At 72.3% G+C, this 22641-nt stretch carries 18 protein-coding genes and 1 pseudogene; 11 read left to right on the top strand and 8 right to left on the bottom strand.

Translation table 11 applies throughout. The features are described from left to right. Positions 1–24: 24 nt before the first annotated feature. Entirely contained in the window at positions 25–501 is a 477-nt protein-coding gene (locus IE294_RS13360; RefSeq protein WP_189885613.1) for a DUF1203 domain-containing protein, read from the top strand. 102 nt (positions 502–603) lie between these two features. Here the strand turns inward: IE294_RS13360 and IE294_RS13365 are convergent, their stop codons facing one another. Next, positions 604–1623, bottom strand: coding sequence for an aspartate-semialdehyde dehydrogenase (locus IE294_RS13365; RefSeq protein ID WP_189885615.1), 1020 nt, complete (start codon positions 1621–1623; stop codon positions 604–606). Between the two features lie 329 nt (positions 1624–1952). Between IE294_RS13365 and IE294_RS13370 the strand changes: the two genes are divergently transcribed. The 5 genes from IE294_RS13370 to IE294_RS13390 all read left to right on the top strand — a co-directional run bounded on the left by IE294_RS13370 (position 1953) and on the right by IE294_RS13390 (position 5557). Beyond that, positions 1953–2504, top strand: a complete 552-nt coding sequence (locus tag IE294_RS13370; RefSeq protein ID WP_189885719.1) for an RNA polymerase sigma factor — start codon at positions 1953–1955, stop codon at positions 2502–2504. Position 2505: 1 nt separating this feature from the next. Continuing rightward, on the top strand, positions 2506–3531 hold the full coding sequence (locus IE294_RS13375; protein WP_189885617.1) for a hypothetical protein: 1026 nt from the start codon (positions 2506–2508) through the stop codon (positions 3529–3531). Between the two features lie 124 nt (positions 3532–3655). Further along, positions 3656–4201, top strand: a complete 546-nt coding sequence (locus IE294_RS13380; protein ID WP_189885619.1) for a flagellar basal body-associated FliL family protein — start codon at positions 3656–3658, stop codon at positions 4199–4201. 184 nt (positions 4202–4385) lie between these two features. Continuing rightward, on the top strand, positions 4386–4859 hold the full coding sequence (locus tag IE294_RS13385) for a matrixin family metalloprotease (RefSeq protein ID WP_189813357.1): 474 nt from the start codon (positions 4386–4388) through the stop codon (positions 4857–4859). Positions 4860–4864: 5 nt separating this feature from the next. Beyond that, the gene (locus tag IE294_RS13390; protein WP_189885621.1) at positions 4865–5557 is read left to right on the top strand and encodes a hypothetical protein; all 693 of its coding nucleotides are present in this window, start codon (positions 4865–4867) and stop codon (positions 5555–5557) included. 76 nt (positions 5558–5633) lie between these two features. Here IE294_RS13390 and IE294_RS13395 read toward each other — a convergent pair whose 3' ends face one another. Then, positions 5634–8930 carry a S8 family serine peptidase gene (locus IE294_RS13395; RefSeq protein WP_189885623.1) on the bottom strand — a complete coding sequence of 1099 codons (3297 nt, stop codon included), beginning with the start codon at positions 8928–8930 and terminating at the stop codon, positions 5634–5636. 232 nt (positions 8931–9162) lie between these two features. Here IE294_RS13395 and IE294_RS13400 point away from each other — a divergent pair, with 232 nt between their 5' ends. The 4 genes from IE294_RS13400 (at position 9163) to IE294_RS13415 (ending at position 14145) form a co-directional block, all read left to right on the top strand. Further along, the gene (locus tag IE294_RS13400; RefSeq protein WP_229917150.1) at positions 9163–9645 is read left to right on the top strand and encodes an NUDIX hydrolase; all 483 of its coding nucleotides are present in this window, start codon (positions 9163–9165) and stop codon (positions 9643–9645) included. A gap of 199 nt (positions 9646–9844) precedes the next feature. Continuing rightward, entirely contained in the window at positions 9845–11596 is a 1752-nt protein-coding gene (locus tag IE294_RS13405; RefSeq protein ID WP_189885626.1) for a TIGR03767 family metallophosphoesterase, read from the top strand. 95 nt (positions 11597–11691) lie between these two features. Beyond that, complete coding sequence (locus IE294_RS13410) at positions 11692–12819, top strand: serine hydrolase domain-containing protein (protein ID WP_189885628.1); 1128 nt, start codon at positions 11692–11694, stop codon at positions 12817–12819. A gap of 141 nt (positions 12820–12960) precedes the next feature. Then, a complete protein-coding gene (locus tag IE294_RS13415; protein ID WP_189885723.1) occupies positions 12961–14145 on the top strand; it encodes a glycosyltransferase in 1185 nt (394 codons plus the stop codon). Positions 14146–14148: 3 nt separating this feature from the next. Here the strand turns inward: IE294_RS13415 and IE294_RS13420 are convergent, their stop codons facing one another. The 3 genes from IE294_RS13420 to pepN form a co-directional block, all read right to left on the bottom strand. After that, the gene (locus IE294_RS13420) at positions 14149–14958 is read right to left on the bottom strand and encodes an SGNH/GDSL hydrolase family protein (protein ID WP_189885630.1); all 810 of its coding nucleotides are present in this window, start codon (positions 14956–14958) and stop codon (positions 14149–14151) included. A gap of 108 nt (positions 14959–15066) precedes the next feature. Then, positions 15067–16146, bottom strand: coding sequence for a hypothetical protein (locus tag IE294_RS13425; protein WP_189885632.1), 1080 nt, complete (start codon positions 16144–16146; stop codon positions 15067–15069). 207 nt (positions 16147–16353) lie between these two features. Then, positions 16354–18933 (bottom strand): aminopeptidase N, encoded by a 2580-nt coding sequence (gene pepN, locus IE294_RS13430; RefSeq protein ID WP_189885634.1) that lies wholly within the window; start codon positions 18931–18933, stop codon positions 16354–16356. A gap of 137 nt (positions 18934–19070) precedes the next feature. Between pepN and IE294_RS13435 the strand changes: the two genes are divergently transcribed. Beyond that, positions 19071–19709, top strand: a complete 639-nt coding sequence (locus tag IE294_RS13435; RefSeq protein ID WP_189885636.1) for a mycothiol-dependent nitroreductase Rv2466c family protein — start codon at positions 19071–19073, stop codon at positions 19707–19709. A gap of 108 nt (positions 19710–19817) precedes the next feature. Here IE294_RS13435 and IE294_RS13440 read toward each other — a convergent pair whose 3' ends face one another. The 3 genes and pseudogenes from IE294_RS13440 to IE294_RS13450 form a co-directional block, all read right to left on the bottom strand. Continuing rightward, a complete protein-coding gene (locus IE294_RS13440) occupies positions 19818–20465 on the bottom strand; it encodes a superoxide dismutase (RefSeq protein WP_189813349.1) in 648 nt (215 codons plus the stop codon). Positions 20466–20587: 122 nt separating this feature from the next. Beyond that, entirely contained in the window at positions 20588–21973 is a 1386-nt protein-coding gene (locus IE294_RS13445; protein WP_189885638.1) for an amino acid permease, read from the bottom strand. A 258-nt stretch (positions 21974–22231) separates the two neighbouring features. Next, positions 22232–22540, bottom strand: a pseudogene (locus tag IE294_RS13450) (sugar kinase); the annotation flags it as partial. Positions 22541–22641 lie beyond the last annotated feature (101 nt).

Here is a 22641-nt window from a genome sequence, read left to right on the forward strand (position 1 = left end):
GCGTCGCGGCGGGACGCTGGGCGCATGACCACGTACCCCGCACGGCCCGTCCCGGCCGAGGTCCTCAAGGAGCTGCGCACCGCCGACGACGCCGGCCGCCCCGTGGCCGCCGTGCCGGATGCGGAGGGCGGCGCCCCGCTGCGCTGCTGCCTGCGCCACAGCACGCCGGGCGAGCTGATCGCCCTGGTCTCGTACGCGCCGCTGCGCCGCTGGGCGGCCGGGACGGGCGCCGACCCGGGCGCCTACGACGAGCAGGGCCCCGTCTTCATCCACGCCGAGGAGTGCCCCGGCCCGGACGGCGACGCCCTGCCCTTCACCGGCTCCCACCGCGTCCTGCGCCGCTACTCGGCCGACGGCCGCATCCTCGGCGGCCGTCTGGTGGAGCACGCGGACGCCTTCGGCCCCGCCCTGACGGAGGCCTTCAGCGACCCGCGGGTGGCCGTGGTGCACGTGCGGGCGGTGGAGTACGGGTGCTTCCTGTACGAGGTAGGCCGGGGGTAGGCCGCACGGGCCCGGCGCCCGCGCTGGCGGCGGGTCGCGGGCGGCACCGGGACACGGGAAAGGGGCGGCCGGAAGGGGCCGCCCCTTGCCGGGAGGCGGGGGTTACTTCGCCGAGAGTTCCGCCGCCACCAGTTCCGCGATCTGGACCGCGTTCAGCGCGGCGCCCTTGCGGAGGTTGTCGTTGGAGACGAACAGGGCGAGGCCGTTGTCCACCGTTTCATCGCGGCGGACGCGGCCGACGTACGACGGGTCCTGGCCGGCCGCCTGGAGCGGGGTCGGGATGTCGGAGAGGGCCACGCCCGGCGCCTTCGCGAGCAGCTCGGTGGCGCGCTCCGGGGAGAGCGGGCGGGCGAAGCGGGCGTTGACCTGGAGGGAGTGGCCGGAGAACACCGGCACGCGCACGCAGGTGCCGGAGACCTTCAGGCCGGGGATCTCCAGGATCTTGCGGGACTCGTTGCGCAGCTTCTGCTCCTCGTCGGTCTCGTTGAGACCGTCGTCGACGAGGTTGCCGGCGAAGGGCAGCACGTTGAAGGCGATGGGGCGCCGGTAGACCTGCGGCTCGGGGAAGTCGACCGCCGCGCCGTCGTGGGTGAGCTTGTCGGCGTCGGCGGCCACCTTCTGCACCTGGCCGTGCAGCTCGGCCACGCCCGCGAGGCCCGAGCCGGACACCGCCTGGTAGGTGGCGACGACCAGCGCCTCCAGGCCGGCCTCCTCGTGCAGCGGCTTGAGTACCGGCATCGCGGCCATCGTGGTGCAGTTCGGGTTGGCGATGATGCCCTTGGGGCGGTCGGCGATGGCGTGCGGGTTCACCTCGGAGACCACCAGCGGGACCTCGGGGTCCTTGCGCCAGGCCGAGGAGTTGTCGATCACGACGGCGCCCTGGGAGGCGACCTTTTCGGCCAGCGCCCTGGAGGTCGCGCCGCCCGCGGAGAAGAGCACGATGTCCAGGCCGGTGTAGTCGGCGGTCGCCGCGTCCTCCACCGTCACGCCGTCCAGCACGGTCCCGGCGGAACGGGCCGAGGCGAACAGGCGCAGCTTCGTGACCGGGAAGTTCCGCTCCGTGAGGATCCTGCGCATGACCGTGCCCACCTGACCGGTGGCTCCGACGATTCCGACCCTCACGGCGACTCCCTCTATGTGTCTCTTGCCTGACCGGGGCATTTCCATCATGCGGCCGACCCCGGTCCACCTGTCCAATTCTTTGTCCCGCGTGCCCGAGGAGTGGGACACGAGCACCCGGCGGACGGTTCCGGAGCTTCACCGAACACCCGGCTGAGCTGGAGGAATTCCCTCCGCCGGGGGCCCGCGCGGGAAGCTGTGCTGTCCCGCCCCTGCCCGGCCGGGTCCCGGCCATACGAGGGTGTGACGTACGCCTCTGAAGACGTCCGGCGCCGGCCGAACGTTTCGGCCCGCCGCCACGTCGTAGGGGCAAACGCGTGAGGGGGTGGCTTGTGCTGCGCGGAAGGGCGCGCCGCGACCGAGGGGCGGCGTACGCCGCCGGTACGGACGGTACCGGCGGCGATCCGCTGGACGCGGCCCAGGAACGCCGGGTGCGGGCGGTGCTCGCGCTCGGCGGCGTGCCGCAGTCGGACCTGCCGGACGGGGTGCAGCAGGTCCGGCTGCGGCTGCTGGAGCGGGCCGCGAGCGGGCGCGAGGCGCCGCGGGACGTATCGGCGTGGGCGGCGGTGGTCGCCTCCAACCTGGCCATGGACTGGCACCGGGCCAAGCGGCGCCAGGAACGGCTGGGGGAGCGGCTGGCCGCGCTGCGCGCGCCCGCGCACGCCTCCGGCGAGGAGACCAGCCTGCTGTCCCTCGCCGTCGCCCGGGGCCTGGACGAGCTGCCGGCCGCCCAGCGGCAGGTGGTCGTGCTGCGCTTCTTCGCGGACCTGCCGGTGCGGGCCATCGCCGAGGAGCTGGGCATCCCCGAGGGCACGGTCAAGAGCAGGCTGCACACGGCGGTCCGCGCACTGCGGGACCGGCTGCACGAGGACGAGGTGGCGTGACATGACCGCCGGACACGAGGACGCGCGGGGCGCCGGACGCGCCGGACGCGACGGACAGCACGGGGAACGCGGGGGGAACGGGGAGAACGGGGAGCGCGGACAGCACAGGCGGCACGGGGAGCACGGGGAGCACGGGGAGCAGCGTGGGAGCGGCGAGTACCGCGAGCACGGGGATCACCGCGGGCACGGGGAGTACGGCGGCATGGACGCGCTCATGGCCGCGATCACCGGAGACCCCCTGCCGGAGGAGGCCCGGCGGGACCCCGCCGTCCTCGCCGAACACCGGGCGGCCGAGGCCGACGTGGCCGTGCTGCGGGACCACCTGGTGCGGCTGGCCGAGGCGCTGACGGGGGAGGAGGGCACCGAGGAAGCGGCGGAGGTGTCCCCGGACGCCCTCTCCGCCCTGCCCCCCGCCGCACGCCCCCGCGGCCGTACCCGCCCCTCCGCTCCCACCCGCCCGGCCCGGCCGCCCCGCCCCGGACGGCCCGGCGGGCCCCGCCGGACCCTGCGGATCGCGCTCGGCTCGCTCGCCGGTGCCGCGGCGTTCTCCCTGGTCCTGGGCTTCGGCTGGCTGGTGGCCCAGGGTGGTGGCGCCGGCGGGGCGGACGACAGGAGCGGGGCCTCGTCGGCGGCCAAGGGGAATGCCGACGCGACGGGCCAGGAGGCCGGGGCCGGCGGGCGGCCGGCACACCCGGAGCGGGAGCTGGCCTGCTCCCGGCTCGTCGTGGAGGGCACCGTGGTGCGGGTGGAACCGGACGAGGACGCGCCGGGCAGCCGGGTCACGCTGACCGTGGTCCGCTCCTACCGGCCGGCGCACGGCCCGGCCGAGGTCCGCTTCCTGCTCGGCGCGGACGCGCGGCCGGCACCCCGCGCGGGACAGCACGTGCTGGTGCGGGTCGGCCGGGGCGAGCGGTACGCGAGCCTGTGGGCCGTCGGTGACCGCCGCGTGGCGGCCGAGCGCGCCTGGATCACCGACGCCCTGCCCGGTTCCCGGACCCTGGCCTGCCCCTCCGCCGACGGCTCCTGAGCCGCGAGGCGGGCCCGGCCGCACCGAACGTTTCCCGCTGCCCCCGCGTCTCAGGACCGGCCCGGCGCACAGGGGCGCCGGGCGGTGAAGACCGACCGCGAAGACCGACCGTTGAGGGGACATCATGACGACGCCACGGTGGAAGACCGAGCCCGCGGAGCAGGGTGCCCCGCGCCGGCGCCGGCATCTCCTCGTCGCCCTGGGCGCGGTGCTGGTGCTGGGCGGGGCCGGGGGAACGGTGTACACCCTCTCCGAGCGGGGGCACACGGACGTCGACGGCGGCGAGGCGGCCAGTCTGAGCGCCGAGGGGCTGGTGGCCTGCGCCTCGGCCGTGGCCGAGGGCCGGGTGGCCCAGGCCGGGCCGGCCGGGGCGGGCTCCGGGTTCCGGGTCGTCCTGCGCGTGGACCGCGCGTACAAGCCGGCCGGCGGGGAAACGCGCCGGCTGGAGTTCCTCACGCCGGAGCCGGACGCCGAGCGGTACTACCGGGTGGGCGCTCGGATGCTGGTGCTCGTGCCCTCCCACCAGGGCGAGGCGCCGTCGGCCTACCGGGACGGGGACGCCTCGCCGGAGGGGACGGGTGACGCCCTGGAGTGGGCGCGAGCCTGGGTGAAAAAGGCGATTCCGGAGTCCGGGCGGATGAAATGCGCGGAAAACGGGGGTGCCGACTGAGCCGTCCCGCCAATTCGGATGGACCTATTCCGTTTGGCCGGATACTTACTTGCCGTTGACTGGATTATTACTGTCGCGGCCTGATCCGTTTCGGCCATGATCCCTGGGCCGGTAAAAATTCAGCCAGTTCGGGGGTACGGTGAAATCTGTCCGAAGAAAAACCGCCGCCGCGTGCGTATCGGCCGTGGTCCTGTCGATTTCTTTTACGGCCGCCACGCCCGCTTCCGCGCATTTCCTGGGGAACGACTCCGTCGACGACCGGGAAATCCGCTGGGAGGACTCGACCCAGTACGACGACGCGCGGAAGCACGCCATCAACGCCTGGGACAACAGCACGCTCAACCGGATCAACATCGCGCCGGACGCCTGGAACACCATCGCCGACCTGGAGTGGCGCGACTCCAACCGCTCCGACGTCACCTGGGACGGGTTGTGGAAGGCCCGCACCGGAGCGGACGCCATCTACCTGAACACGCGCTACCTCAAGAACTACGGGACGACGAAGCGGCGGGGCGTCGCCACCCACGAGCTGGGCCACGCCCTCGGCCTGGCCCACAGCTACCGCGGCCAGATCATGGTCAACAACACGCCCGACCGGGGCTCGCTGACCACGCCGCAGTCGCACGACAAGGCCGACTACCACGCGCTCTGGGGGTAAGTAGAATGGTATCCATCGGTTCCGCGTCCCGGCTGGGCAAGGGCGCCGTTTTCACGGTGGCCGGTCTCGCGGTGGCCGCCGTGGCCGCCTGGGGCGGTGTCCAGGCGGTCGCCGACGACCGCCCCGAATTCAGTGTGCAGTACATGCACGCCAGCACCGTCGGGGATTTCAGCGAGGACGAGAAACTCGTGGGTTTCGCCGATTTCGTCTTCCACGGCACGGTGGTGTCCAGGAAGGGCACCACGGAAATCGACGGCATCCCCGAGACCCAGTGGGCCGTGAAGGTGAACGAGGTCTACGAAGGCACTCTCCAGGCCGGTTCCACCACGGTGGTGAACCAGACCGGGGGCTACGACGCGGACAGCAACAGCCTCATGCTGATGGAGGGCGACCTGCCCCTGGAGCCCGGCGAGAGCTACGTCTTCTCCACCCACAGCATGAGCGACCGGTCCTGGTTCACCATGGTGCCGGTCTACGGTGCGCAGCCCGTCGGCAGTACCACGCTGCCGTTCCCGGCGGCGGAGGACATGGACGGCGACGGGCAGTCGACGGTCGCCGACCACTGGAAGCAGATGGTGCGCGACCAGGTCCAGCCCGACATCGGCGCGGGCGAGGGACCGGAGCCGACGGACGAGCCCACCGAGCAGCCGTCCGACGTCCCGACCGGCTCCCCGGAGCCCACGGACCCGGCCGAGTGACGGCGGGGAGCGGGTGACGCGAGGAGGGACAGGAGTCCGTCGGGACGCCCGCCCCTCCTCGGGCGTGTCACCCCCGTTACGGAGTGACCTTCTCGATCTTCACGCTGCCGCTGCCCGCGACCGTGCCGCGCGCGTTCACGAGCTGGACCCGCCCGAAGAACTCGCGGCCGGCCGGAGCCTGGGCGGCGGCCGTGACCTGGCCGGTCACCGTGGCCGAGGCGCCCGTGCCGAGCTTTACCGGGGCCGAGCCGTCGACCGTGACGGAGCCGAGCGCGGTGGAGAAGAACACGTCCCGGTAGTCGTAGTCGGTCGAGCCGGACGGGACGGAGTAGCCCACGACCTCGATGGTGTAGGTGCCGGCGGCCGGGGACGGCACGGACACCGCCTCCTCCGAGTCACTGCCGGCGGACTTGCCGACCTCCCTGCCGGAGGCGTCGTACACCATCAGGTCCAGGTCGGCCGCGGTGTCCGAGACGCGCCCGATGGCGACGTCGAGCGAGGCGACACCGGCCGGGACCTCCACCGTGGAGGTCTGGGTCTCGCCCTCCTTGACGGCCGGGCGGGCCGTCTTGGCGGAGCCGAGCGGGCCGCCGACCAGCTTGCCGTCGAGCGCGGCGTACGTGTTGGTCACCTTCCAGGAGGCGGTGACCGGGGTGCCCACCTTGGCCTCGGGGACGGTCACGGTCTCCGGGTCGAAGGCCGCGCCGAGGACGGTGACGTCCAGCCGGTAGGGGTTGTCGAGGAGCGGGGAGGTCCGCCGGGACTCGACCTCGACCTCCCAGACGCCGGGCTGCGGGTCGGCGTAGGAGCGCGCGTCGGGCTTGCAGCCGTTGCCGTCCAGGTAGTTGTTGTAGCAGTACGGGGTCGAGGTGTTGTCGGACGGGACGCCGTACGGGTGGATGGCGATGAACCGGGTCTGGCTCTTGTCCTTCAGCCCGCCGATCGCGACCTCCAGCGACGTCGCGCCCTCGGGCACGGTCAGGAAGTAGGAGCGCGTGCTGTTGCGCTGCACCGAACCGGAGGCGGAGTACGTGTGCTTCACCGGGGTGGCGACCACGACGGTGGACAGGATCTGCTGGTCGACGCCCTCGGTCCGCGGGTCGTCGACCTCCAGGATGGCGCTCTTGAGGCCCTCGGACTTCGGGGCCGCCTGGACCCTGACGGTGACCGGCTGGTTCAGCGGCAGCCTGACGTCGTCGTCGCCGACGATCCGGAAGGTGCCGCCGGCGTTGTTCGCGAGGCGCAGCTCGTGCCGGACCGCCTTGTCCGGGCCGGACGTACGGGTGATCGTCACGTCGTACGTCTTCTTCTCGCCCGCCTTCAGGCCGCCCTCGCGGTCGTACAGGCCGGTGCCGTAGCCCGGGGTCTTGAGGTCGTGGTCGAGAGCGGTGTCGACCGGGGCCTTCACGGTGTACTCGTGCGCGGTGGCGCCGTCCTTGATGGACTCCCACGCGTCCACGATGTCGATGAGGCCCGCGCCCTCCTCGTACGCCTGCACGCCCTTGATGTGCTCGGCGGTCGAGGTCAGGGCCGTGCGCAGCTTGGCGGGCGTCAGGTCGATGCCCTTCTGCCTGGCGGCGCTCAGCAGCAGCGCGGAGGCGCCGGCGGCCTGCGGGGAGGCCATCGAGGTGCCCTGGAGCATCGAGTAGCCGGCCGGCAGCGTGTAGCCCGCCTCGGCGACGGGGGAGCCCGGCAGCCAGGTCTGGGTGGTGTTGATCGCGGCGCCGGGCGCGCTCAGGGTCGGAGTGAAGCCGCCGTCCTCACGCGGGCCGCGCGAGGAGAAGGGCATCATCGCGTACTTCTTCTCCACCGCCGAGCCGTAGTTGGCGCTCCAGGTCTCCTTGGAGATGGTCGCGCCGACGGAGATCACCTTGTCGGCGAGGCCGGGGTCGCCGATGGTGTTGGCGCCGGGGCCGGAGTTGCCGGCGGAGATCACCAGCTGGACGCCGTAGGTGTCGATGAGCCGGGTGTACAGCTCGGCGCGCGCGTTGTTGCCGTCGTTCCTCGGGGGCAGGCCGCCGATCGACATGTTGACGATGTCGACCCCGCGCTTGGTGACGAGGTCGATCATGCCCTCGGTGAGGGCGACGGTGGTGCAGCCGCCGGTCCAGGTGCAGGCCCGTGAGGAGACCAGCTTGGCGCCGGGGGCCGCGCCGTTCATCCTGCCGCCGAACAGGCCGTTGGCGGCGGTGATGCCGGCGACGTGGGTGCCGTGCTCGGACTCGATGACGCCGATGTTGACGTAGTCGGCCTTGGCGCCGGAGGAGTTGTAGACGACGTCCTTGCGGGTCTCGACCACGAAGGGGACGCGCTCCACGACGTCCGTCGCCGGGTCGTCGGTGCCGAAGTACCCGACCTGGTAGCCGTCCTTGTACGGCTTCATCGCCGCGTCGTCGGTGAAGTCCAGGTTGTCGTTGGTGTCGACGCGGACCGTGCCGGCGGCCGGGTCGTAGAGCACGCCCCAGGCGTCGGTGGTGTCACCGTCCCGGTTGAGGTCGCCCTTCTCGTCGCCGCCCGCGGTGGCGGACTCGTACATGTAGTTGAACTTGTACGAGCCCTCGGGCGCCGTGAACTTCTCGGTGCCCTGCGAGGCGGTGCTGACGGAGAAGGACGGGCCGGAGACACCGGTGGTCATCCGCCGCCAGGTGCCGTCGCCGTCGACGACCGGGTCGGTCGCCGTCACCCAGTCGACGATCTTCCGCTCGCCGGTGGTGGTCTTCCGCAGGGCCGGATGGCCGAGGTCGACGCCGGAGTCCAGGATGCCGATGGTGATGCCGCGGCCGTCCGCCTTCGGGTGGTCCTCGACGAAGTCGACGGCACCGGTCTCGAAGGACGGGTTGTACGGGTTCTCGGCGGGGGTGTTCCTGTCCGGCGCCGGGTACGTGGCGGCACCGGAGGAGGACGTGGCGCCGCTCGGCGCCGGGTCGTCCAGCGGGATCTCCTGCCGCAGGTCGATGGCCTGGACGGAGGAGAGCTTCACGGCGGCGGCGATCGCCGAGTCCGCCCGGCTGGTCGGGACGGTGGCGCGGACGTAACCGAGCTTGTCGTCGGTACGGCCCACCAGACCGCCGTCGACCGCGTCCAGCTCCGCGGCGACCTGCTCGGTCTTCCCGGGCGAGGTCGCGATCATCATCGTCACGCTCTTGTCGCCGTCGGCCTTGGCCTCGGCGAGCAGGGCGGCGTCGTCGGAGCCGAGCTTGTCGTGGGCGGACTTGACGGCGGGGTCGGCGGCCGGGGCGGGGGCCGGGTCCGCGGCGAGGGCCAGGGGCACCGGCCCCGCCGCGGAGAGGGCGGCCACGACGCCCACGGCCACGGCTATGCGGGCCAGGCGTCTCGGACCGGGTATCGGATCACGCTCGGGCGTGTGGATCATCGGCATCCCTCAGGTCAAGGAACGAGCGGACGGGAGCGCTCAGCCTGACCGAAGGGGTGTGATTTTGGGGACCGTTGACCGAATCGAAATCAAGGTATGGGGAAAACCCGCGATGGGAAATGAGTGGATCCAGCCGGTATGGCCCGGAATCAGCTCAACCCTCCTTCGAACGGGCGGAATGCCGCGGGATATTCGCCCGCCGACCCGGGGCGCCGCGCGCTAACGTCCGTCCATGCGACGGAAATTGAGGGTGGCGGCCTACGCCGTGTGCGTCCGCGACGGACAGCTTCTGCTCGCCCGCTCGCCGGCACCGGACGGCGCGCCCGAGTGGGTGCTGCCCGGCGGCGGCATGGAGCACGGCGAGGACCCGTACGACACCGTCCGCCGTGAGGTCGGCGAGGAGACCGGCTACCGCATCGAGGTGACCGGTCTCCTCGGCATCGACTCCTCCCGCCACGTCTTCCCCAGCGGGCGCCCGCGCCGCCGCACCGACCACCACGGGGTGCGCATCCTCTACACGGGTGAGGTCGTCGGCGGCGAACTCCGTTACGAGGTGGGCGGTTCCACCGACCTCGCCGCCTGGCAGGACCTCGACGCCGTACCCGGGCTGGCCCGGGTACGGCTGGTCGACACCGCGCTGCGGCTGTGGCGCGAACAGCCGCCGCACGGACACCTGGAGGGCCTCCCCCTACCCCGGCAGTTGAACGAGGAGTGACCGGTGCCGGTCCACCGGCGATCCGCTCCATGACCGCGCCCGGTGACCCGTGATCCACGTACGGTGATTGGCGCTGCGCGTTGCCGCCGCGTTCACGCGCAGGTCATCCCAGGTGCCAACGATCCACAGTGAGCGGGGCGTTCGCGTCCGTGACGGCCCGCGACTACTGCCGACGCGTTCGCACTCGGGGAGACCGCGCATGTCGCGCACACGCTCTGTCGCCACCTCCGCTCCGGGGGTCAACCGCCGTACCGTCCTCGCCGCCGCCGGAGCGGTCTCGCTCTCCGCGGGCGTCGGCTACGCCCTGCGCCCGACCGACGGCGAGGCCGTCACCGCCGCCGAGGAGCCCGTCGCCCACAGCGGGCGGGCCTCCGCCGCCGCCCCGCTCGCCCCCTACACCAAGGGCACGACACTCGCCTCCGTCGCCGCCCCCCGCAACAGCTCCGGCTACCGCCGCCTCGGCGACGGTCCCGGCTGGAAGCGGGTGGTGCGCGGCGAGCTGGCCACGCCCAAGGCCGGCCGCGCGAGCCGCCGCAAGACCCTCGCCGCGTTCGTGCAGTTCACTGACATGCACCTGACGGATGTGCAGCACCCCCTGCGCGCCGAGTTCGTGCGCGCCGCCGACCCGCACGCCTGGCGCCCGCAGGAGGCGCTGACCGTGCAGGGTGCCATCGCCTTCGTCGAACGGGTCAACGCGCTGCGCGGCGGACCCGTCACCGGCGCTCCGCTCCACTTCGTCATGACCACCGGCGACAACACCGACAACAACGCGCGGTGCGAGCTGGAGTGGTACATGAAGGTGATGAGCGGTGGCCGCTTCACCCCGAACTCCGGTGACCCGGCGCACTACGAAGGCGTGCAGAACAGCGGCCTGAAGCTGTACTGGCAGCCCGACGCCGCCCTCCGCGACCACGACAAGGCGCTCGGCTTCCCGCACCTGGAGGGCTTCCTGGCCGCCGCGATCCGCGAGGTGCGCAGCCCCGGCCTCAAGCTGCCCTGGTACTCCACCGTCGGCAACCACGACATGCTCCAGCTCGGCGTCTACGGCTCCCACGGCGACCCCTACCTGGCCGAGGCCGCCATCGGCGGCAGGAAGCTGATGACCGTGGCCGCCGCGGAGGCGGAGAAGTTCCGGGACACCAACAAGAACGCCCGGGACCCGCGGGGCGCCGGCTACCGGGACTTCCTCAAGGCGCACGCGCGCGCCATGCGTGCCGTCACCCCCGACGAGAAGCGGGCACCGTACACGCCCGCCGACTACCTCAAGGCCCACCTCGACCCCGCCCACCAGGGCGTCGGCCCGGTCGGGCACGGCTACTCCTCCGCGAACCTCGACGCCGGGACCCAGTACTACTCCTTCCGGGTCTCCGACGACGTCATCGGGATCAGCCTCGACACCAACGACGCCGGCGGCCACTTCGAGGGCTCCCTCGGCACCGCCCAGCTGAAGTGGCTGGACAAGACCCTGACGGACAACAAGGACTCCTACGCCGTCGTCTTCAGCCACCACACCAGCAAGACCATGACCAACACCCGCCCCGACCCGGCCCGCCCCGGCGAGCGCCGGCACACCGGCGAGGAACTGGTGGCCCTCCTCTCCCGGCACCGCAATGTGCTCGCCTGGGTGAACGGCCACGTCCACAAGAACATCATCACCCCGCACGCGGCCTCCGGCGGGCGCTCCTTCTGGGAGGTCTCCACCGCCTCGCACATCGACTACCCCCAGCTCGCCCGCATCGTCGAGCTGGTCGACAACAAGGACGGCACGCTCTCCGTCTTCACCACCCTCATCGAGTCCGCGGCCCCGCACCGCACCGACTTCGCGGACCTCTCGCAGACCGGCCTCGCCGCCCTCTACCGCGAGCTGTCCTTCAACGCGCCCGGCGCCAGCAGGACCTTCGCGGGCAAGGCGGCCGACCGGAACACCGAGCTGGTGCTGAAGAAGGGCTGATATTCACTCAACCGGAGTACACCCGGGCAACCTTCGCACAACGCTCCCGGGTCCCTTCCCCCGACCGCACCGGCACACCACAGGTTGGGGAAGACATGCGCGCACGCACAGCTCTGGTGGGCGGCACCGCCCTGCTCCTTACCGCGGCCCTCGCGGGGCCGGCCGTCGCGGCCGGTCCCGCACCCCACGAGCGCACCCGCGAGGCCGTCGAGGCGGCGGTCGAGGCCGGTGCCCCCGGCGCGACCGTCACGGCGCGGGACGGCCACGGCGTCTGGTCCGCCACCGCCGGCGTGGGCGACACCCGCACGGGCGAGCCGCGCTCGCCCGCCGACCGCTTCCGCGTCGCCAGCATCACCAAGACCTTCGTCGCCACCGTCCTGCTCCAGTTGGAGGCGGAGGGCCGGGTCTCGCTCGACGACCCGGTGGAGCAGTGGCTGCCGGGCGTGGTCCGCGGCCACGGCCACGACGGCCGCCGGATCACCGTCCGGCACCTGCTGAACCACACCAGCGGCATCCACGACTACCTCGCCGACCCCGGCTTCCGCAGCGCCTACTTCACCCAGGACGGCTTCTTCCGGCACCGCTTCGACACCCTGACCCCGCGGGACCTGGTGGACCTCGCCATGCGGCACGCGCCGGACTTCGCGCCGGGCACCTCCTGGCGGTACTCCAACACCAACTACGTCCTCGCCGGGATGGTGATCGAGAAGGTGACGGGCCGGCCGTACGCCACCGAGATCAACCGCCGGATCATCGCCCCGCTGCGCCTGAGGGCGACCTCCGTGCCCGGCACCCGGGTCACCCTGCCGCGGCCGAGCAGCAGGGCGTACTCGACGTTCGCGGTCCCCGGCGGCCCGGCGTACGACGTCACGGAGCTCAACCCGTCCCTCGCCTCCTCCGCCGGAGAGATGATCTCGGACTCCGCCGACCTGTCCCGCTTCTACGGCGCCCTGCTCGGTGGCGAGCTGCTCCCGGCCCGGCAGCTGAAGGAGATGAAGACCACGGTGGCCACCGAGGCCGACGCCCCTCGCATCCGGTACGGGCTCGGCCTCATGAACACCCGGCTGACCTGCGGCGTGCGCGTCTGGGGACACGACGGCGGCATCCACGGCTCGGTGTCCGAGGCGGCATCGACGGCGGACGGCCGGCACTCCGTGGCGGTCAACTTCAACGGGGACTGGGCCGGGGACACGGGGGAGGTGCTGGAGAAGGAATTCTGTTAGCCAACGTTTCGTCCGCGTAGTTCCGCGTTCACGCGCACGCAATGTCCGTACCGCCTCATATCGGCTAACCCGCTGTTCACGGGGATGGCTCGATTTTTGTGCGAGGCGGGTGGTCGTGTGCGCGCGAGGCACGGACTGCGTGTGCTGTCGGTCTACGAGGGTTTCTTCTCCGGAGGGGCCCGGATCGTGCACTCCGACGTCGTTCTGGGACTGGCCGAGGGCGGCCAGTCCCACCAGGTACTCAGCATCCACGGCGAGGTCCACCGCGAGGCCACCCGGCAGCGCATGGAGGACGACGCCTGCTACCGGGCGCTGACCGCCGGCGGGGTCGGCGTCACCTCGCTCGGCCGCACCGCGGGACTGGTGGACGGCACGGTCGCGGCGAACGTTTTCAGCGGGCCCGAGCTGGCCGAAACCGCGCGGTCCATGGCCGCGGCGGACGTGATCCTGTCGCTGAAGGAGCAGCCGCTGGCGCTGATCGACCAGGCCGGGCTGCCCCGCCGTCCGGTGGTGGTCTGCCTGCACCGCTCCGACCCGGAGAACCAGGGCCCGGCGCTGGCCGAGCTGAAGGCCGCGATCGCCGACGGCACCGTGGTGGCCTGCGTGTGCTGCGCCGAGTCCACGCGGGACGCCTACGCGGCGGCCGGCATCCCGCGCGAACTGCTGCACGTCATCCCCAACGGCGTGGACCTGCTCCGCTTCCGTCCGGACCCGGCGGCCCGCGCGGCGTTGCGCGCCTCCCTGGGCATCCCGGCCCCCGCACCGGTGACCGTCTTCGCCGCCCGCTACGCCGCGATGAAGAACGTCCCGCTCTTCCTGCGCGCCGCCCGCGCCTGGCTCGCCCGCGAGCCCGAGGGGCACGTGCTGATGTGCGGCGCGGGCATGAACGGCGCCAACCCGGCACTGTGGGCCGACATCGAGATCGCGTTCGGCGCCGACCGACACCTCGCGGAGCGGGTGCGCCTGCTCGGCGTACGCCACGACATGGAGACCGTGTACGCCGCCGCCGACGTCGTCGCCCTCACCTCCGCCTCCGGGGAGGCGGCGCCGCTGTGCCTGATCGAGGGCATGATGTGCGGCGCGGTCCCGGTGACGACGGACGTGGGCGACAGCGCGCGGATCGTCCGGGGCCACGGGTTCGTGACCCCGCAGGACCCCGAGGCCATCGCCCTGGCCTGGTCGGCGGCGGTCGCCGACCGCGCCGTACTGGCCCCGGCGCTGGCGGCGAGCCGCGAACGCTTCAGCCGTACGCGCATGATCGCGGCGTACGCCGCCCTGCTCGACGGCGTGCACACCGAGGCCTCGCGCCTGCCCGAGCCGCTGTAGCGGTCACGACACCCGGGTGAGCACCGGGAGGTAGCCGAGGGACTGTCCCGGTGCCGTCGGGTGGTACGACTCGGTGATCGCCAGCACGTCGACACCGCGCAGCCAGGGCCGGGACGAGCAGATCTCGTGCCCGGCGAAGGCGGCGGTGACGTCGGCGAAGGTGAACCCGTGGGCGGTGGCGCGCCGGGCGATCACGGCGTTGAGGTGGTCCACGGCGTCGTTCAGCGTGGCGCGTTCGCTGTCCGGGAGGCCCAGCGCGCAGGCGCCCTGGAGGTGGTACAGGTGCGGGTAGCCGAGCACCACGACACGGGCGGCGGGGGCCCGGTCCCGGATGGCCGAATAGAGCCGGTCGAGGCTGCCCGAGAGGGACCCGTCCATCGTGGTGCGGGCCCGGGAGACGGCGGACAGGCACCCCTTGGCGCCGCCCAGCGCGCAGTTCGCGATGACGGAGACGAAGCCCGAGTCGCTGCCGCCGACGGTGAGCGTGACCAGCCCGGTGCGCGGGCTGAGGTGGCCGAGCTGGTCGGCCAGGACGTCGTCGGCGCCGGCGCCGTTGCACGCGGCGAAGGTGAAGGACGCCGGCGCGTGGGCCTCGGCCCACAGCACGGGGAAGGCCCGGCTGCTGCGCTTGCACTCCTTGCCGGAGTCCAGGTAGTCACCGGCTCCGGCACCGGAGGAGTAGGAGTCGCCGAGGGCCACGTAACCGCCGGCCACGGTGCGGGGCGCCACTTGCGCCGTCGCCGGATCGGCGAACGCGCACGCGGCGGCGAGGAGGAGGGAGCACGTGCCTGCCGCTATTCGGGGGTGTCTCATGACTCTCCTCTACCGTGGCCCGCCCCCGCCCCGCCCGCCCTGCTCGTCCGTTCCGGTGACCGCTCACCCGGTCGGCGCAGGAGAACTGGAGGAGCGGGCGGGTCGTCGCTACCGGGGCAGCACCACGACGTACGCCGCCGGGTCGCGGTCCCCGGACGCCATCAGCGCGGTCCGCACCACCGCGGCCTGCTGCTCCAGGGAGTCCCGCAGCTTCCTGGGCGTGAGGTACACGACCGTGATGCCGAGTCGTTCCAGGTGCTCGCGCTTGCGGGCGTACTCGGACCACAGCGCGTCGTTGTCCTGGCCCTGGCCCTGGCCTTGTCCCTGGTCCTGCCGGTGGCCTTGCCGGGGCGCGCGCGTGTCCAGTTCGACGGCGACCGCCTGGTCCGGCCAGTAGGCGTCCAGGCCGCCCAGGTGCGGGCCGCCGGGCAGGCGCAGGTCGACGTTCCAGACCGGGTCGGGCAGGCCGTACTCGCGGACCATCCGGTACAGGCGGTCCTCGGCGATCGAGCGGCCCTCCGCGAGCAGCGCGTCCACGGCGTCCACCACGTGCGGGCGGGTCAGCAGCTTGGCGAGGGTCAGCTCCCGGACGACGGCCGCCGGTTCGCAGTGGCCGCCGCGCACCGCCTCGGTCAGCAGCCGCCGTACCGCCTCCGCGTCCCTCAGCTCCGCCACCGCGTCCGCCAGCGCCCGGGGCACCGGCGCCACCGGCAGCCCGGTCACCGTCTGCGGGACGGGCAGGTCGCAGGTGCGCAGGACGCGGACGTAGCGGGTGGAGCGCAGCCGGCGCCGGCGCGGGACCAGGACGTCCACGTGGTCCAGGGCGGTCGGCGGCGGGGTGGACGAGAAGCCGTGCAGGGCCAGCGCCGCCAGTCCGGTGAGCACCGCCTCCTGGTACAGCGGCCGGTGCGGACTCCCGGCCGTCGGCTGGACCGGCACGCCCGGCTCCGTCGCGCGGGCCGCGTACAGCAGGGCCCCGTGCAGCCGTTCCTCGCCGGTGGGCGGGCCGGAGTGCAGCAGGATCACGTGCGGGAGCAGCTCCTGCCAGGGGCCGTCGGGACGGCACTGCTCGGTCAGCTCGGCCGGCGTCACGCCGTGGGCGCGCAACTGGGCGGCCGTCAGGACGCGGCGGTGGACGTCGGCGAGGTGGCGGAGGGGGCGGGGGGAGAGCGGGGTGTTGTGGGTCATGGCCTCGGGATTCCCGCGCCCGGTCCGGACCGTAACCGCTGTTACACGCCCGTTGAGAAATGCGGACAAGACGGGACTAAAGGTCAGGTGTTCGGATGCCGAGTAGGCAAGCAAAACCCCTGGTCCGATCGGGTGCGGACCAGGGGTTACGGCTATGTTTGCCCGAATTTCGTAACGGTCACCGGCCGGGCAGGCTCAGGCCACAGCTCACCGGCCGGCCGCCGCGTCGCACTCCTGCGCGCGCAGCGCCCGCGCCAGGTCGTCCCGCGCCTCCAGCACCAGCCGGCGCAGCGCCGGCGCCGCGTCCCGGTGGGCCTCCAGCCACGCGTCCGTCGCGTCCAGCGTCTCCGGCCGGTCCTGGTACGCCGGGAACAGGCCCCGCACCACGTCCATGCCGATCTGGATCGACCGCTCGCGCCACACCCGCTCGATCGCCGCGAAGTACAGCTGCGCGTACGGCGCGGTCAGCTCCCGCTGCGACGGCTGCTGGAAGCCCGAGATCGTCGCCTCCACCAGCGCGTTCGACAGCGCGTCGGACTCCACCACCTGCGCCCACGCCTGCGCCTTCACCGGCGCCGACGGCCGCGCGGCCAGGCAGCGCACCTGGTGCCGCTTGCCGGACGCCGTGTCGTCCCGGACCAGCTCCGCCGCCAGCACCGACTCGTCCGCCGCCCCGTGCGCGGCCAGCGGCTCCAGGAACGCCCAGCGCAGCTCCTGGTCCACCTCGAGCCCGTCGATCTCGACCGTGCCGTCCAGCAGGTCCGTCAGCAGCTTCAGGTCCGGCTCGGCGGTCGCCACGGACGCGAAGAACCGCGCCCACGCGAGCTGGTGCTCACTGCCCGGCTCCGCCTCCCGCAGCTCCCGCAGCGCCCCCTCGGCCAGCAGCTCCCCGCCGGTCTCCCGCCAGTCGGGCGCCGCGTAGTGCGCCAGCGCCGAGTTCGCCCAGGCGTGCAGCATCTGGAGCACCCCGATGTCCGACTCGCGGCCCGCGAAGCGCAGCACCAGGTCGACGAAGTCCCGCGCCGGCAGCAGCGCGTCCCGGGTCATGTTCCACAGCGCCGACCAGCACAGCGCGCGGGCCAGCGGATCGGTGAGCGCGCCCAGGTGCGTCCGCAGCGTGACCAGCGAGGTCTCGTCGAACCGGACCTTGCAGTAGGTCAGGTCGTCGTCGTTGACCAGCACCAGCTCCGGTGCCTCGGCGCCCGCCAGCTCCGCCACGACCGTGCGTGGCTCGTGCACGTCCGTCTCCACGCGCGCGTACCGCTCCACCGCGCCCTCGGGCGTACGCCGGTACAGGCCCACCGCGATCCGGTGCGGGCGCAGCTCCGGGTGCGACTCCGGGGCCTCCTGGAGGATCGCCAGCTCGGCGATCCGGCCGCCCTCGGTGTCCAGCAGCACCTGCGGGGTCAGCGAGTTCACCCCGGCCGTCTGGAGCCATGAGGCCGCCCACGCCGTCATGTCCCGGCCGCTGGTCTCCGCCAGCACGGACAGCAGGTCGCCGAGGCGGGTGTTGCCGTACGCGTTCCGCTTGAAGTAGCGCCGGGAGCCCTCCAGGAACGCGTCCTGGCCGACGTAGGCCACCAGCTGCTTCAGCACCGAGGCGCCCTTGGCGTAGGTGATGCCGTCGAAGTTCAGCTTGGCGTCCTCCAGGTCACGGATGTCCGCCGTGATCGGGTGCGTGGACGGCAGCTGGTCCGCGCGGTACGCCCAGGCCTTGCGGCGGTTGGCGAAGGTGATCCACGCGTCCTTGAAGCGGGTCGCGCCCACGTTCGCGAAGGTGCCCATGAAGTCCGCGAAGGACTCCTTCAGCCACAGGTCGTCCCACCACTCCATGGTGACCAGGTCGCCGAACCACATGTGCGCCATCTCGTGCAGGATGACGTTGGCCCGCGCCTCGTACGACGCCTGTGTCACCTTTCCGCGGAAGATGTACTCCTCGCGGAAGGTCACCAGGCCCGGGTTCTCCATCGCGCCCAGGTTGTACTCCGGCACGAACGCCTGGTCGTACTTCCCGAACGGGTACGGGTAGTCGAAGTGGTCGTGGAAGAAGTCCAGGCCCTGCTTGGTCACCAGGAACACGTCGTCCGCGTCGAAGTGCGGCGCGAGACCCTTGCGGCACATCGCGCCGAGCGGGATCTCCAGCTTCGTGCCGTCCTCGAAGGTCCGGGTGTAGGTGTCCGTCACATAGTGGTACGGGCCCGCCACCACGCACGTGATGTACGTCGAGATCGGCTTCGTCTCCGCGAACCGCCAGACCCCGTCGGCGAGTTCACCGGCGCCGTTGCTCCACACCGTCCAGCCCTCCGGCGCCCGCACCTCGAAGCGGTACGGCGCCTTCAGGTCCGGCTGCTCGAAGTTGGCGAACACGCGGCGGGCGTCGGCCGGCTCGTACTGCGTGTACAGGTAGACCTCGCCGTCCTCCGGGTCGACGAAGCGGTGCAGGCCCTCGCCGGTGCGGGAGTAGGCGCACTGGGCGTCCACCACCAGCTCGTTCTCCGCGGCCAGGTCCTCCAGCAGGATCCGGGAGCCGTCGAACACCTCGCCCGGGTCCAGGTCCCGCCCGTTGAGCGACACGGACGTCACGCTCGGCGCGACCAGATCGGCGAAGCCGGCGGCGCCCGGCTCGCTGCTGCGGAAGCGGATGGTGGTCACCGAGCGGAACGTGCGCGGCTCGCCGCCCGCGTCGCCGACGGCGGACCGCAGGTCCAGGGACACCTCGTAGCCGTCGACGGACAGCAGTGCGGCCCGCTCCCGGGCCTCGTCGCGGGACAGATTCTCACCGGGCACGGACGGCACTCCCTCGTGATCGCGTGGATGGCGGCTGAACAGGACCGATCCTGCCATGTGCTCCTGACAGGGGTGACGGGGAATGGCGCGGCCGGCGGCGGCGTTTCCCGGAGAAAGGGTTCCCCATGAGGAGAGACATGTCGGAGAAGACCCCCGTCGACTTCTGGTTCGACCCGCTGTGCCCCTGGGCCTGGATGACCTCCCGCTGGGTGCTGGAGGTGGAGAAGGTCCGGGACATCGAGGTCCGCTGGCATGTGATGAGCCTCGCCGTGCTCAACGAGAACAGGCTCGACGAGCTGCCCGAGGACTACCGTGAGATGCTCGCGACCAAGGCGTGGGGTCCGGTCCGCGTCGTCATCGCGGCCCAGCAGGAGCACGGCGCGGAGGTGCTCGGCGACCTCTACACCGCGCTCGGCACCCGCATCCACAACCAGGGCGAGGGCCCGGAGAAGCCGGCCGTGGCCGCCGCCCTGAAGGACGTGGGGCTGCCCGAGTCCCTCATGGACCACTGGGACTCCACCCCGTACGAGCCCGAGCTGCGCGCCTCCCACAAGGAGGGCATCGAGAAGGTCGGCCAGGACGTCGGCACCCCGGTCATCGCGGTGCCCGGTCCCGACGGGGAGCAGATCGCCTTCTTCGGCCCGGTCGTCACCCCCGCCCCGAAGGGCGAGGAGGCGGCCCGCCTGTGGGACGGCACGATCGCCGTGGCCTCGGTGCCGGGCTTCTACGAGATCAAGCGGACCCGCACCAAGGGCCCGGACTTCAGCAACCTGTAACCCTCGGCGCGCAAGGGAAGACCCCCGTGAGTCACGTCCTCACGGGGGTCTTCTCTCATCCGCCCGCCGTCGTGAAGGGTGAGAAGACGATCACGAGGCGGGACGTTCTCAGGGGGCCAGGAGCAGCACGTTCGCGCGGGCCTTCGCCGCCTCGTACCGCTTCGCCACGTCCTGCCAGTTGACGACCCGCCACATGGCCTCGACGAAGTCGACCTTCTGGTTGCGGTACTGGAGGTAGAAGGCGTGCTCCCAGGCGTCGAAGACCAGGATCGGGGTGGAGCCCTGGCCGACGTTGCCCTGGTGGTCGTAGACCTGCTCCACGACCAGCCGCCCGCTCAGCGGTTCGTGGGCGAGGACGCCCCAGCCGGAGCCCTGGGTGGTCGCGGCGGCCTTGGACAGCTGCGTCTTGAAGGCGGCGAAGGAGCCGAAGGACTCCTTGATCGCCTCGGCCAGCCCGCCCACGCCGTCGGCGGCCAGCGGCTCGCCGCCGCCGTCCTTGGGGCCCGTCATGTTCTGCCAGTAGATCGAGTGCAGGATGTGCCCGGACAGGTGGAACGCCAGGTTCTTCTCCAGGCCGTTGATCGAGCCCCACGACTCCTTGTCCCGCGCCTCGGCGAGCTGCTCCAGCGTGTCGTTCGCGCCCTTCACATAGGCCGCGTGGTGCTTGTCGTGGTGCAGCTCGATGATCTCGGGACTGATCACGGGCGCGAGTGCCGCGTAGTCGTAGGGCAGGTCGGGCAGCGTGTAGACGGGCATGGGTGATCCCCTCCGGAACCTTATTGCAAGTATCTTGCAACTACACGCTAGCAACAACAACTTCGGGGCAACAGAAAGGCCCCCGCGTGTCGCACGTGGGGGCCTCGTCCGGGGTACGGCGGTCAGCGCCCGGCCCGCGCCCGCTGCCAGGCGTACCCCACCGCCGCCAGGGCCAGCGTCATCCCGCCCGTCGAGTAGAGCTGGACGCGGGTGCCCGGCTCGCGGGCCATCAGGACGAAGATCGCGGCCATGCCGGCCAGGGTGACCCAGGTCAGCCAGGGGAAGCCCCACATGCGCACGACCAGCTTCTCGGGGGTCTCGCGCTCGATGCGGCGGCGGAGCAGCAGCTGGGAGACCGCGATGAAGATCCAGACGACCAGGATGACCGCGCCGATCATGTTCAGCAGCCAGGGGAAGACGTCGTCCGGACGCCAGTAGCTGAGCAGCACGCACACGAAGCCGAAGAAGCAGGAGGTGAGGACCGCGACGCGCGGGACCCCGCCGGACAGCCTGGCCAGCGCCCTCGGGCCCTGGCCGCGCTCGACCAGGGAGTAGGCGATGCGCGAGGAGCCGTAGATGTTGGCGTTCATCGCGGACAGCAGGGCGACCAGGACGACCACGTTCATCAACTGGCCCGCGCCGGGGATGCCCAGGTGGTCGAGGGTGGCGACGTACGGGCCCTTCGCCACGACCTCCGCGGAGCTCCAGGGGACGAGGGTGACGACGACCGCCATCGAGCCGATGTAGAACAGGGCGATCCGCCACATCGCCGTGCGGACGGCGGAGGCGACACCGCGCACCGGGTCCTCCGACTCGGCCGCCGCGATGGTGACCGTCTCCAGGCCGCCGTACGCGAAGACCGAGGCGAGCAGGCCGACCAGCAGGCCCTCGCTGCCGTGCGGCAGGAAGTCGGTCAGGTTCGACGCGCCGGGGGAGTCGGTGCCGGGCAGCACGCCCGCGATGGCCAGCCCGCCCAGGATCAGGAACAGGCTGATCGCGCCCACCTTCAGCGCGGCGAACCAGAACTCGAACTCGCCGAAGTTCTTCACGGCGGCCAGGTTCGCCCCGCAGAAGACGACCATGAACAGCGCGACCCACATCCACTGCGGGGTGCCCGGCAGCCAGCCCTGGACGATCTTCGCGGCGCCGATGCCCTCCAGGCCCACCGCCGTGCAGAGCAGGACCCAGAAGGACCAGCCCGCGGCGAAGCCCGCCCAGGGGCCGATCGCCCGCTCGGCGTGCGCCGAGAAGGAGCCCGAGGAGGGGTAGGCGGCCGACATCTCGCCGAGCATCCGCATCACCAGCATCACCAGCACGCCGGAGAGGGTGTAGGCGATCACGATGGACGGGCCGGCGGCGGCGATGCCCGCGCCGGAGCCGACGAAGAGGCCCGCGCCGATCACCCCGCCCAGGGCGATCATCGACAGGTGGCGCTGCTTGAGGCCATGGGAGAGGGAGGCGTCCGCCCGCTGCTGCGGCGGCGTCTGAGTGGTCGTGCTGCTGGGCATGGGGGGAGGCTCTCCCAGTGCGATGGGCGGGCAAAAACCCCGCCAGTCTGGGCGGCCCGCCCACGCGCACGACAGGCGCGCCCATCATCCGGACGGCCGGGGTACGCAGGGTGAATCCACGGTTACACGGCCATGGGCGGGAGTGCGACGCGTCGTCCTCGATCGAGTGGGCTCTCCTTGGCGGGTGACGTACGCCTGGAGCAGGTGCGGGAGCTTGCGGGAATCGCCCACCGACAGGCCGGCGATCCGCTGATCGCGCTCGACCACGGCGCCCGTCTCCCGGTCCATCCAGCCGCCGACCGCCACCCCGACCCCCAGCGGGCGCCGGCCCGGCACCCCGGCGAGCAGACCCGCGAGGTCTTCGGCGGCTCCCGCGACGACCCGGGCCGGGCCGGTCCGTTCGTGCCGCGGCTCCCGCCGGGCCACCACCCGGCCCCGCAGGTCCATCAGCGCCACCGTGCTGTACGGCACGCGGCCGACCGCGTTCGAGCGGTGGGGCGCGGCCGACTCCCGGATCAGGCCCCGTTCGGCGAGCCGAGCACAGGGCTCGGTCACCGACGCCGGGGACGGGAAGGAATCCGACCAGGTGAGCAAGGTTGGTTTGGTGAGACCGCACAGTTCCGTCGGCATCCGCTTCACGTGAGCGAAACGTCCCTGCCTCAGTGATC

Source organism: Streptomyces canarius, assembly GCF_014650735.1.
GTDB lineage: Bacteria > Actinomycetota > Actinomycetes > Streptomycetales > Streptomycetaceae > Streptomyces > Streptomyces olivaceoviridis.